The sequence below is a fragment of the Alkalibacterium subtropicum genome (genome assembly GCF_900112455.1).
Lineage (GTDB): Bacteria > Bacillota > Bacilli > Lactobacillales > Carnobacteriaceae_A > Alkalibacterium > Alkalibacterium subtropicum.
Genome location: NZ_FOLT01000016.1, coordinates 1 through 12,008 on the forward strand (window position 1 = coordinate 1; position 12,008 = coordinate 12,008).

Annotated in this window: 12 protein-coding genes and 1 riboswitch; of the genes, 2 read left to right on the forward strand and 10 right to left on the reverse strand. The window is 46.5% G+C overall.

The annotated features are described in order from the left end of the window. Positions 1 to 142: 142 nt before the first annotated feature. The gene (locus BM049_RS10330; RefSeq protein ID WP_091531442.1) at positions 143 to 1,168 is read right to left on the reverse strand and encodes a Gfo/Idh/MocA family oxidoreductase; all 1,026 of its coding nucleotides are present in this window, start codon (positions 1,166 to 1,168) and stop codon (positions 143 to 145) included. A 248-nt stretch (positions 1,169 to 1,416) separates the two neighbouring features. Between BM049_RS10330 and BM049_RS10335 the strand changes: the two genes are divergently transcribed. Both BM049_RS10335 and BM049_RS10340 read left to right on the forward strand, forming a co-directional pair. Continuing rightward, entirely contained in the window at positions 1,417 to 1,782 is a 366-nt protein-coding gene (locus BM049_RS10335) for an ArsR/SmtB family transcription factor (protein WP_091531367.1), read from the forward strand. Then, entirely contained in the window at positions 1,783 to 2,415 is a 633-nt protein-coding gene (locus BM049_RS10340; RefSeq protein WP_425426053.1) for a CadD family cadmium resistance transporter, read from the forward strand. It begins immediately after the preceding gene. An 82-nt stretch (positions 2,416 to 2,497) separates the two neighbouring features. Here BM049_RS10340 and BM049_RS10345 read toward each other — a convergent pair whose 3' ends face one another. The 9 genes from BM049_RS10345 to BM049_RS10385 form a co-directional block, all read right to left on the reverse strand. Continuing rightward, positions 2,498 to 4,372: a heavy metal translocating P-type ATPase gene (locus BM049_RS10345; RefSeq protein WP_091531371.1), complete on the reverse strand. Its 1,875-nt coding sequence runs from the start codon at positions 4,370 to 4,372 to the stop codon at positions 2,498 to 2,500. A gap of 125 nt (positions 4,373 to 4,497) precedes the next feature. Then, a riboswitch (NiCo riboswitch) is annotated at positions 4,498 to 4,605 on the reverse strand. A 173-nt stretch (positions 4,606 to 4,778) separates the two neighbouring features. Beyond that, on the reverse strand, positions 4,779 to 5,483 hold the full coding sequence (locus BM049_RS10350; RefSeq protein ID WP_091531374.1) for an LrgB family protein: 705 nt from the start codon (positions 5,481 to 5,483) through the stop codon (positions 4,779 to 4,781). A 1-nt stretch (position 5,484) separates the two neighbouring features. Next, entirely contained in the window at positions 5,485 to 5,862 is a 378-nt protein-coding gene (locus BM049_RS10355) for a CidA/LrgA family protein (protein ID WP_091531376.1), read from the reverse strand. A gap of 549 nt (positions 5,863 to 6,411) precedes the next feature. After that, the gene (locus tag BM049_RS12135) at positions 6,412 to 7,080 is read right to left on the reverse strand and encodes a TlpA family protein disulfide reductase (protein ID WP_091531379.1); all 669 of its coding nucleotides are present in this window, start codon (positions 7,078 to 7,080) and stop codon (positions 6,412 to 6,414) included. 10 nt (positions 7,081 to 7,090) lie between these two features. Then, positions 7,091 to 7,828 carry a cytochrome c biogenesis protein CcdA gene (locus tag BM049_RS10365; protein ID WP_091531382.1) on the reverse strand — a complete coding sequence of 246 codons (738 nt, stop codon included), beginning with the start codon at positions 7,826 to 7,828 and terminating at the stop codon, positions 7,091 to 7,093. Beyond that, on the reverse strand, positions 7,813 to 8,454 hold the full coding sequence (locus BM049_RS10370) for a hypothetical protein (RefSeq protein WP_091531384.1): 642 nt from the start codon (positions 8,452 to 8,454) through the stop codon (positions 7,813 to 7,815). Before BM049_RS10370 ends, BM049_RS10365 begins: the two co-directional genes overlap by 16 nt. A gap of 420 nt (positions 8,455 to 8,874) precedes the next feature. Next, positions 8,875 to 10,767: a heavy metal translocating P-type ATPase gene (locus BM049_RS10375; protein ID WP_091531387.1), complete on the reverse strand. Its 1,893-nt coding sequence runs from the start codon at positions 10,765 to 10,767 to the stop codon at positions 8,875 to 8,877. 672 nt (positions 10,768 to 11,439) lie between these two features. Next, a complete protein-coding gene (locus BM049_RS10380; RefSeq protein ID WP_091531389.1) occupies positions 11,440 to 11,733 on the reverse strand; it encodes a hypothetical protein in 294 nt (97 codons plus the stop codon). A 30-nt stretch (positions 11,734 to 11,763) separates the two neighbouring features. After that, on the reverse strand, positions 11,764 to 11,997 hold the full coding sequence (locus BM049_RS10385; protein ID WP_091531392.1) for a heavy-metal-associated domain-containing protein: 234 nt from the start codon (positions 11,995 to 11,997) through the stop codon (positions 11,764 to 11,766). Positions 11,998 to 12,008 lie beyond the last annotated feature (11 nt).

Here is a 12,008-nt window from a genome sequence, read left to right on the forward strand (position 1 = left end):
GCTGCTCCCGTGAAGGGTACATATACACCGCTTTTGTGACCTTCAGTTGATGGACGATCCCGCGAAGGGCACATATACACTGCTTTTGTGACCTTTAGCTACTGCCTGATCCCGCGAAAGGCAATTAATTTTCTACACTAACTCAGTAGTTCTTCATTTCCTTGATGCCTTGCTCTAAAATTTCGATCTGTCGGATGGTTTCTTCGTCTTTGACGATTTTCTCCTTGCCGTTCACGATTGATTCATAGACGCCTTCATAAATGCGGCTATAGTCGCCTACTTCTGAAACGACTTTTTCTTCGTGATACTGACCGTTTTCGTCCATATAGTAAAGCGTACCGTAGTGTTCCGGCAGGTCGACGCCAAAGTCATCATTCGTCGGCATATAGAAGAGTTTCAGATGTTCTTCCTGACGGTCTTTCGTCTCTTTGACAAAGGTCCCTTTTTTACCGTAAACGACAAAGCTCGGACGGCTCTTCAGACGGAAGTAGCTGGATTTGACAGCTACTTTCAGATTGTTTTCGTAGTTGAAGTCTAAGTCGAAATAATCGTTCATGCGACCGTCGCCTAGGAGCTGGCGCACGTCGTAATGGATCGCTTTCGGGTCGCCAAAGTAAGACAGGACCTGGTCCACAGTATGGCAGGCGTGGGTATACATAAAGCTGTTCAGTTTTTCAAATGACTCTGCACTTTTTGGTACTTCAGGTCTGAAGTAATCAAAATGCATTTCCACTTCCAGGATATCTCCCAGGACTCCACTTTCGATCACTTTTTGAACGGTCAGGAAATCTGAATCGAAGCGGCGGTTCTGGTAACATTGGATGAACAGTCCCTTTTCTTCAGCCAGTGCAAAAAGTTCTCTGGCTTCTTCAGAGGTTTCGGCAAAAGGCTTTTCAACCAAGGCATTCTTGCCGTTTAACAGAGCTTCTTTCGCAAGGGAATAGTGTGTTTGCGGTGGTGTGGAGATGACGACCAGATCGATTTCGGAATCGTTCCAGATCGCTTCTTTCTCTTTCACATAGTCTGCTCCGGGCACTTCTTCCCACATCTCATTGTGACCTGAGCGGGCTTGAATGGTCTTGATCTTGATGTTTTCTACTTGACTGGAAAAAGGGATATGATAGCGGTTCGTACTTTTTCCGTCACCGATATACGCAATGTTTAGCATGTTTTGACCTCCATTGTTTAGCTGTATCTTGTTCAAAGATGCAAAGTCGCTGACATTTTGAAGAACGGTCTGCAACTCTACTCTCCTTCTCATTGTATCTGTTTTTGTCCCCGGTAGTAAACTACATTACTAAAAATCGACTGAAAAATTTTGCTTATGACTATTGCTTTTTTGAAAAGTGATTGACAAGCTGTTTTAAAACTTGCTATACTCCATTCAAACATATATTTGAATGAGAGGTGTAAACCATGACTCTGGACGTCTGCAGTTCCACAATCATCCACGAAGACAAAGTAAAGGCAGTTAAAGATAGTCTTACAGACAAAGACTTTTCCGATATCCTGCTCTTGAGCAAATGCATCAAAGACCCTTCCAGGATCAAAATCTTGTACGCACTCTTGACCTACGAAGAACTGTGTGTCTGCGATCTGGCCGCTGTGCTTGAAGCCAGTGTTGCCTCGACATCGCATCATCTGCGCTATCTGAAGCAGAACGGCCTGCTCGAATCAAAGCGAGACGGAAAAGTCGTTTATTATGCGCTGATAAAGGAAAAAGCTGCTTCTGTTTTCAGCTCACTCAGCGATCTAACTGAAAAAGTCACGACATCATCATAACTGGAGGACAACATTTTGATAGAAACCATCATATCGGCCATCGCCGTTTACATATCCACCAGCATCGACTATCTGTTTATCTTACTGATCATTTTTTCTCAAAGTCACACGAAAAAAGGCATCGCCCATATCTACTGGGGCCAGTATCTCGGGACCGGCTTTTTAGTTGCCGTGAGTCTCTTTGCCGCTTATGTCCTGAATTTCATCCCCCAGGACTGGATCGTCGGTCTTTTGGGACTCGTCCCGCTTTATTTAGGGGTCCAAGTCGCCCTGCACGGTGAAGAGGAAGAAGATGACGATGAGGTAGCGGAAAAAATCGGTGCGGGTGGTTCCAGCCGCTTGTTCTGGACCGTTGCTTTGATCACCGTCGCTTCAGGCGGCGACAACTTAGGCATTTATATCCCCTACTTCACAGCACTCAGTACAGCTGAGATCATCCTTGCCATCGTCATCTTTGCCGTGTCGGTTTCGATACTCTGCTATATCAGCTACCGGCTAGCCAAGATTTCTTTTGTTTCTGAAACACTGGAAAAGTACGAACGACTTATCGTACCGATCGTCTTCATCGGTCTGGGGATCTATATCATGCTGGAGAACGGCACCATCCAAACGCTCTTTTCAATGATCAACTAAAGACAACTGAAAACAGACACAAGCAAGGCCCCTGCGACTGCACAAACAGTTTCAGGGGCTTTCTTTATTTCATTACCTTTAGTCATGCTTTTACTGACTCCAGCGAGGGGTCGACTTCTTCCTTTTTAGGTTTGGAACCGATCAGACGCAGACCGTTCAGAATAACGAGTATCGTCGAGCCTTCATGGAACAATACGGCCAGCGGCAGGCCTAAGACACCAAAGAGGTTCAGAACGATCAGGGTCACGATTACGCTGATCGAGAACACGACATTCTGGAAAATGATGCGATTGAGACGTTTGCTCAGCTTGTAGCTGTAAAAGAGTTTCGACAGATCGTTCTTGACCACGACGACATCAGAAGATTCCATCGCCACAGACGAACCGCTACCCATCGCGATCCCGATATCGGCATTCGCCAGGGCCGGGGCGTCATTGATCCCGTCACCGATCATACCGACCACTTCCTCTTTATCCTGACTCTGCATGACATAGTCGATCTTGTCTTCAGGAAGCATAGACGCTTTGTAGTCATCGACCCCGACGACTTCCGCTACATTAGCTGTAACTTCTTCATTGTCACCGGTCAGAAGTGTGACTTTGATGCCTTCTTTCTGGAAATTGGCTACTGCATCCGCCGACTGCCTGCGGATCTGATCACTGAGTGAGAAGTAGCCCACGACTTCTTTATCCTTCGCTGCCAAAATGACGGTGTTGCCTTTCTGGAAGTACTGCTTGAAGTGGTCATAATTCTTGAAATCACTGAAGGCCGTCGGCTTTCCGACCCTGACCGCGCCTTTTTCGACACCGGAACCGGCTATTTCATTGACCGGTTCTTCATGGTCCACAGAACTTAGATCAGTGTCTTTGAAAGCCGAAACGATGGCCTGGGCGATCGGATGACTGGACTGCTGTTCCATATAGATGACTTCTTTCAATACCTCTTCCGGCGCACTGTAGTCATCGACTTTGAATTCGCCGTAAGTCAGCGTGCCAGTCTTGTCTGTATACAAGGTGTCCATCGTGCTCAAGGCTTCCATTGCGGCCCCGCCTTTGAAGAGGATCCCGTTTTTCGCTCCATTGCTGATCGCACTCAATGTGGCTGGCGTAGCAGAAGCGACTAACGCGCAGGGACTGGCAACGGTCAGGAACACCATCCCGCGGTAGAAGGCTTCTTCAAAAGGAATAGCCATCATGGTGTATAAAACGAAGATAAAGACGGGAACGATGACTAAAACGGAGATCACATACTTGCTTTCGATACGATCAATGAACTTTGAGATCCGCGACGGGCGGCTCTGCGCTTCTTTGACCATTCGGATGATGTTCGAAAAGACGGTTTCATCATTGGCTTTCGTCACTTCCAGATGAAACACATTGCCTTGATTGATCGTCCCCGCAAACACTTCATCTGTCGGATCCTTTTCTACAGGAACGGCTTCCCCCGTCAACGCTGCTTCATTCACTACAGCTTTTCGGTCGATGACCCCGTCGATAGGGATCTGTGCGCCTTTAGTGACCACGACGGTCTCGCCTATTTCCAGTTCTTCTGTCGGAACAGTGACGACTTCTCCGTTCGCCTTCAAAACTTGAGCGGTCTCGGGAACTTGTGCCATCAGTTCTGAGATAGCTGACGTCGACTTGTTGTTGGCATAGTCTTCCAGCACCTCGGCTGTTGCAAAAATCAGCAGCAAAGCAGCACCTTCTGATTCATAGTTGATGATAACGGCTCCCACAGCTGCCAGGATCATCAGTAAATCCACATTCGGTGACTTGTCTCTGATCGTTTCCACGACCGCATTTTTTGACGCATAGAAGCCTAAGAAGAAAATCGCTGCATAAAACAGCCACGTACTGTATCCCACGTTAAAAGTCATAAAGACAAAGCCCAGCACTGCAAAAAAAATGCCTATGACTAAAAACTGCCCCTGCCTGCTTTTTATTAAATAATCGATCATTCAAATCCCCTTCTTTCCTTGTTGGTTGCTTTCAATCTAGCTGTAATACCGATGTGATGGTTGGCTTCACTCCCTCCTTTTACGTTCGTCACAATGAAAAAAGGACATACCCGTAGAACAGAATTAACTGTCCCACAGATATGTCCTCTAAATACATAGTCTGCTGCCGCAACATGTGCAGCCCGGCTGCATGAACCTTTTAATGCGTTCACCGCCTGTTCAGATCACAATGAATAGATCGATCCTATTCAAAGCTTTCATATTAAATTTTCAAGTGACAAGTTTTATATCACAAATCATTTGTTCTCTTGTGAAGTTACCTTCATAATAACATATCGTTTTTTTCAGGTCAAACGATTACTTACAATAAGTTAGAATCTTTAAATATGATACGGTTTGGCTCTTATCAGAATAGTATCTGGATGATCTCGATGGCAAACGGCGCCAGGATAACGATCATGATACCCGTCAAGATAATGGACAAGCCGGACATGGCAGCCTGAACATCGCCAAGTTCAATAGCTTTAGCGGTCCCCATAGCATGTGAACTGGATCCCAGCGCCACTCCTTGAGCGACCGGATCCGTTACTTTGAGCAGCGCGAATATCGGCGGGCCGATGATCGTGCCCAATACACCCGTAAAGACGACGATAGCCACGGTCAGCGAAACGATTCCGCCCAGTGATTCCGAAACCCCTAAAGCGATCGCTGTGGTGACAGATTTAGGGAAAAGGGTTGCGACCATATCCGGACTGAACCGAAACAGGACGCTTACGATAAGCAGGATGACCGTATGGAAGATGACTCCCAGCGCGATCCCGGACAATATAGCCGGGTAGTACTTTTTAAGATAATCAAAGTTCTTCTCCAGTTTTATCGCCAATGCCACCGTTGCCGGAGTGATCCAGAGTGTGATGAACTGACCGCCCTCGTTGAAGGATTCGTAGGGGATCTCCGTGATCAAAAGCAGCAGGATGATACTGATGATGGCAAAAATGAGCGGCGTAAACAGCGGATTCGGCCAGCGTTTATGCAGAATGCCTCCGATCAGGAAGAAGGAAAAGGACAGGACGATCCCGAAAAACGGGTTTTCCGCAAAGATCATGAGCATCCTACATTACCTCCTTGCTGTTCTTTGAAGTATCATCTGCTTTGCGCTTCATGAACTGAACGACCAGGCCGACAAAGCCAAGCATCAGTGTCGTCGTTATGACGATAGTCAAGAGCAGCTGCCACCAGACGTCTCCCAGGATACCGAAGTTCGTCATCAGACCGACCCCTGCCGGTACAAAGAAAATCGCCATATTATCGGTGAGCCAGTTCCCGACTTCTTCGACCTGATCCAGTTTCAGCCACTTAAAATGCAGCGCAATAAACAGCAGCACCATTCCGATCACACTGCCCGGGATCGCGACCGGACTGATCAGGGACAGGAATTCTCCAATAAATGAAAATAATAATATCCAGAATAATTGCTTTAGTTGTTTCATGCGTATTTCCTCCTAAGACGTGTTCCGCTCTATTTTAAATGAAATCTCTGCGCTTTGAAAGTCTTTCACATAATAAAAGCGAAGCCGGGACATTTGGTTCGCCTTCGTTTGTGCTTCTGATTACTTTTTATAAACGTGCTGTTTAAAGTAATGACCGGTCTTAGACATCACTGCTTGAACACATCTATCATATCAGAGATGCGTTAGACGATTAAGATAGGGACTCTCACACCAAAGTGTCGAACCAAGCGAACTTCGACATGTAGAAGCACACTATATTTTTCTAACTGTCGAACTCAGGTGGTATTCGGTTGTTAGATATCAAATAAGACAACCTACTTACCGAAGAGGCGTTCATTCGGTAAGTAACACGTCAGATTGCTTCTCAAAGTGTCGAACAATGGGTTAATTCGGTAAGTAGCTGACCACATAACCCCTCTACTTACCGAATATCCTAAACTTCGACAAATAAGTTTTCCCAGTCGAATCCTACTTGTCGAACCAGCAAAAAAAAGCCTCCCCATAAGTATGAGAAGACGTTTTTGACGATCAGTCGATCATTTCAAATTTCGTTTCCAGTATATCTTTTGTGACCGGACCAACGACACGTTCATAAATCACACCGTCGCTGCCGATGAAATAAGAGGTCGGCAAGGATTCAACACGATAGAGATCAGTTATTTCACTGGGTGCATAGACATTCGTGAAGGTCAGACCGAATTCATCGATGAACGCCGGGACGTTTTCAGGGTCACTTTCGGAGGAGATGACGTTGACACCTAAGACAACGACCTCGTCCTGCTCTTCATGAAATTCCTGAAGGTGCGGCATTTCTACACGACATGGCGGACACCAGCTGGCCCAGAAGTTCAGAAAGACTTTCTTGCCTCTGTAATCTGACAGCTGTACCGTATTGCCGTCCATATCTTCCAGCTGGAAGTCATAGGCAACGTTTCCGGCATTCAGGCCGAATTCGATCATAGAACCCGTTTCGCTTTCACTGTTTTGTGCTGCGATCTCATCCATAAGCGCCTGGATCTCTTCTTCAGACATCTCTTCAGTATCCATTTCTTCATCCAGCTCATTTTGAACACTCAATTCATTCTGAACCGAGGCCTGTTCCCTGACTTCCTGTTCACGGTTCAGCCCCGTGACAAAATCAAAGACGACATATACGAGCATGAGGGCGATGACAGCCCATAATCCTTTTTTTATCATTTCAACACTCCTATCCTAACAGCTCAAAAGGCGTCCCTTCAAGCCACTGTGCGATCCATTCTGATAATACTTCCAGCGTTCCTGTGAAAAGCAAAATCCCCATAGCGATCATGAGTATGCCTCCAACTTTCATCCACTTCTGACTGTGTTTCATGATGTTGTCCATCTTGCCGAGGAATAAGGACACTAAAAGGAACGGCAAGGCAAAGCCTAAAATATAGAGGGTCAGGTAAAGGGCCGGCGGCGAACCGGTCGACACGCCGATCAGCAGGATCGACGAAAAGATCGGGCCGATACAGGGCGTCCACCCTGCCGCAAAGCCTAAACCGATGAAAAAGCTTGAAAAGTAACTGGTGGTGCGGTTCCCTGCCATCCTGCGTGTATCTTTCAGAAGGGTCGGGATCTGGAGCCATTCAGCTGTGACCAGTCCCATGACGATGATCAAAAGTCCCGCGATACGCTGAAGCAGCAAGCTCGTGGATCCGGTCAGCAGCTGACTGAAGAAACCGCCCAGATAGCTGATGCTGAGTCCCAGGCTAACATAAACGACCGATACCCCGATCAGGAACAGAACGGAGTGCAGCATGACCGTTCTTTTGAATGCGGCCGACTGATTCTCTTTCACTTCTTTCACACTTTTACCGGTGATATAAGATAAATATAAAGGCAACAGCGGCAATGTACAGGGTGAGAAGAAAGACAAGGCGCCCGCGCCGAATGCCAGCAGCGCTGTTAGTTCTGTTTCGATGGCAGGATCCCCCTTTTATAACCCAAGAGCAAGCCGCTGAACACTAAAAAGAGTGACAGGATCGCTAATGGCGTAAAGACAAAATTGAAATAGATGACCGAACGCGTGCCCATGATCAAAAGATGCAAGGCACCGAATCCTGAGGCGATCGCTATAGGCGACACTTTTTGCGTAAGGTTCGTGAACGTCAAAAGAGCAAGTAGGCTCACGAAGAGTACGATGAGCAGCAGTGTAGTGACCGATGCATACCGGTAATACATATAGCTATGATTCGCTAAACCGACTGCTGTTAAGAGCTTAGCTGCACTTTTAGATTTTTCTTTCGCTTTCCATAATTTTGATCCATATAAATAACTTCCATATATCAGTACGCCGAGCGAAGCGATCCAGACGACGTTCGATGAGAACAGCAGGATCCGGTAAGGGACCTGAATGACCTCGCTGATATTGAGGACGGCGTTGATCCCGAATAGTGCTGCGACAAAATAAAAGACAGTATCCATGAAAACCGACACGACACTTTTTTTCACACAGGCTGGCTCATCCGTCAACCCATACCATATCACTATACCGACGAACAGCGACACAATCGCACTGAACATCGGGTTGGAAACAATATTTTCCACGTACATTCTCCTGACTTATATACCGCAATGGGTAAATAAAGATTCTTTTCATTAAGCTTAAAGCATCTGCTTTAATACGCTGGATTATATAACAGTAAGTTCGAGCATTTTCATTTATTTATACCCCTGGGGGTTTACTTCTACTAGCTTACACAACTTTAATCCATGAGTCAACTCCCCTGCCGAAGGAAAACTGTGACGTTTCTAAGACCTTTTCAATAATTAGTCGAGTTGAGGATGTCTTTATAGTGCTGTACTTCACTTTTCAATGAGTAGTTTAGTTCAGGGCGGTCACAAAGTACTGTACTTCATTTTTTTAGTAAATAGTCAAGTTCAGTACGTCCGCAAAGTACTGTACTTCACTTTCTCAATCTAACGAAAAAAGCACCCTGCCTGAGCAGAATGCTTTTTCCTTAGATGTTAAGCTGTTTTTACGCGCTTCACTTCCTGGCGTTTCCTGCTTCCGCGCAGGCGATACTTCAAGAGACGCATACCGTTGAAGATGACGACCAGGATACTGCTTTCATGGACCAGCATGCCGATGGACATGTTCATCCAGTCGCTGAAAAAGACACTCGCCAGTAGAACGAGAACGACACCTACTGCAAGAGCTATATTCTGATACATATTGTTTGCGGTCGCCTTAACTAAACCTAGTGCATGCGGCAGACGGCTGAAGTCCGAATTCATCAGGACCACGTCAGAGGTTTCGATCGCGACATCTGTTCCGCTTCCCATGGCGATACCGATATCTGCCAAGGCTAAGGACGGGCTGTCGTTCACCCCGTCACCGACGAAACCAACGATCCGTCCTTCTTTCTGAAGTTTTTCGATGTGTGCAGATTTATCTTCCGGCAGCATGTGACCGTGGGCTTCTGTTAGTCCAAGCTCACTGGCAACGACATCGACGGTCCCCTGGTTGTCACCGGAAAGAACGACCAGGTTTTTCACACCCAAGTTCTTCAGTTTTTTGAGATCCTGCTTCACCCCTGGTCTGACCTGATCCCTGATCCCCATCAGAATCCGCAGATCACCATCTACGGCTGTCAAAACCAGTGAGTTCCCGCTTGTTTCTGCTTCTTGAATATCCTCTTTAACTTTCTCGCTGAGTTCGATGCCTTCTTTATCCATTAAAGCCACATTCCCCACAGCAACGCGGTGACCGTCGACCCGGGCTACGATCCCACCTCCTTTGACGACTTCTGTTTCCTCTACCGGATAAATCTTGGCCGCTTTCGTTTCTTTAAGGATCGCTTTTGCCAGCGGATGATCGGATTCTATTTCCACACTGGCCAGATAGTTCACGGCTTCGTCTGGATTTTTACCGTACACTACTTTCAGGGCCACGCTTGGATTGCCCACAGTCAGCGTCCCTGTTTTATCAAAGACGATCGTGTCTACCCGGCTGAAGTCATGGATCACTTCACTCCCTTTTAAAAGGACACCGTGACGGGCGCCATTACCGATCCCGGCAACGTTTGAGACCGGTACACCGATAACGAGAGCTCCTGGACAGCCTAAAACCAGTGTGGTGATCGCCAGTTCGATATCCTGACTGATCAGCCAGACTAAAAAGGACAAGAGCAAAACAGCAGGTGTATAGTACTTTGAGAACTTGTCGATAAAGCGTTCCGCTTCTGACTTGGAGTCCTGTGCTTCTTCCACCAGTTCGATGATTTTCCCAAAAGTCGTTTCTTCTCCGACTCGGTCTGCAAGGACCTGGATCGTTCCGTTTTCAAGGATGGTTCCGGCATAGACGCTTGAATCTTTCGATTTAGTGACCGGCACGGATTCTCCGGTAATACTCGCTTCATTGATATAACCGTTGCCTGACAGGACCGTTCCGTCAACGGGTACTTTATCCCCAGTTTTAACGAGCAGGATATCCCCTTCATCGACTTCATCGATGTCCACTTCTTCAAATTCACCGGAGTCTGTCTGGACGAGTGCGCTTTCCGGCGCCATTTCAGTGAGCTCTCTGATGGCCGAACGCGTCTGATTCAGCGTCCGCTGTTCGAGGTAATGCCCGAACAGGAAGAGAAAAGTAACGATAGCTGATTCTTCAAAGTTCCGAATAAAGAAAGCCCCGATGACCGCAATGGTGACAAGCACATCGATACTCACGACTTTCACCTTCAATGCCTGATAGGCCTGGATCGCGATCGGAGCGATTCCGATCACTGACGCGATGATCAGCGCCCACTTCAGGACAGCCACATTCCCCAGTATGAACCGGCTGAAGTAGCCGATGACGATGATTATACCGCTTAATAAGGTGATCAGTTTCTTCTGACTTAATATAACTTTCTGCATGATGATTCCTCCTGTTTCCTTGATGTTAAGTTAAGTATACGGATGTTCTTTCGGCTTGAACTTGACAGCTGTCAAGTTCATTCATTTTAATGGTTTTAAGGAGTTCCAAGCTCTAAACAACATACGGCTTTTTTTAGTGTGGTTTATGATTTGGGTTGCTTTCTTGTGGCTTTGCGCTGCATTCGGTCGTTACGTTTACGTTATTGTCAGCTAAGTGTCGAATGTGCTCTTATTCGGTCGTTAGGACGCTTGGGGACGAGCCTAGTTACCGAACTTCGCACCTATTCGGTAAGTACGTTTACGTTGACTTCTGCTAAATGTCGAACTCGCCTCTCTTCGGCACTTAGAATGCTCATACACATTTCTACTTGTCGAATTAAAGCTTTATTCGGCTATTAGGATCTTAATATCTCTACCTAAATACCGAACTTGCTCAAATTCGGTACTTAGGAGACTTCAACACGGTCCTACTTGTCGAACACAGGTAAACCCATCGCTGTAGTTTAAGCATTACTGTCAAATTGCCAAATACTCGTTCTTATCTTGTATCAAAATGAAAAGCCGCGCCACATAGCGCGGCTTGTCCCCTTTTATAAACCATAAAAAACACACCCAGAAAGCAGTTGTCACTTCCCGGGCGGATCTTTAACTCTCTATTTATAATTACAAGGTTTACGCATAGTAAGCGTCGGCCGCTTCTGACAGCATTTCACAGACGGCTTCATACGTCTCGCAGGCATCATCCGGCAAGGCATACTGGCTCGTTACCTCGCGCAGTTCAGTGAATTCGTCATTCAGGTCAGGCTTGTCTGATCCGCTGTCTTTCACTTTTTCATTCATCGTCTGGAACAGTTCAGGCACTCGGAAGACTTCCGGATGATTCTTCCCGTGCGCACGGGTCAGGGGCAAGGTATAAATCTCAAGTGTTGGAAAATTTTCTTTTACTACGGCATCAAAAACTGTCATTCTTTTCCCTCTTTCTACTTTGCTGGCTGCTTAAGCGGCTTTAACAGTCGACTTGATGACTGGATAGCCTAAGTCTTCAATTGCTTTTTCGATCTCTTCTATTGAGATTCTCTCGGAGTCAAAGGCTGTTTTCGCTTTGCTCGAGTTGAACAGGACTTTGACACTGCCCTTTTCGATGCCGTCCAGACCTTTCAAAGCATTTTCTATTTTCTGCATACAGCTTGGGCAGGCTAGAGTTTCCAGTTTTAATATTGCTTTTTGCATGTCTGCTCGCT

Bases quoted from the DNA above. Each gene is read 5' to 3' on its own strand.
- BM049_RS10330 (WP_091531442.1), bottom strand. From the start codon at position 1,168: ATGCTAAACATTGCGTATATCGGTGACGGAAAAAGTACGAACCGCTAT.
- BM049_RS10380 (WP_091531389.1), bottom strand. From the start codon at position 11,733: ATGACAGTTTTTGATGCCGTAGTAAAAGAAAATTTTCCAACACTTGAG.
- BM049_RS10375 (WP_091531387.1), bottom strand. From the start codon at position 10,767: ATGCAGAAAGTTATATTAAGTCAGAAGAAACTGATCACCTTATTAAGC.
- BM049_RS10345 (WP_091531371.1), bottom strand. From the start codon at position 4,372: ATGATCGATTATTTAATAAAAAGCAGGCAGGGGCAGTTTTTAGTCATA.
- BM049_RS10385 (WP_091531392.1), bottom strand. From the start codon at position 11,997: ATGCAAAAAGCAATATTAAAACTGGAAACTCTAGCCTGCCCAAGCTGT.
- BM049_RS10355 (WP_091531376.1), bottom strand. From the start codon at position 5,862: ATGAAACAACTAAAGCAATTATTCTGGATATTATTATTTTCATTTATT.
- BM049_RS10350 (WP_091531374.1), bottom strand. From the start codon at position 5,483: ATGCTCATGATCTTTGCGGAAAACCCGTTTTTCGGGATCGTCCTGTCC.
- BM049_RS10335 (WP_091531367.1), top strand. From the start codon at position 1,417: ATGACTCTGGACGTCTGCAGTTCCACAATCATCCACGAAGACAAAGTA.
- BM049_RS12135 (WP_091531379.1), bottom strand. From the start codon at position 7,080: ATGATAAAAAAAGGATTATGGGCTGTCATCGCCCTCATGCTCGTATAT.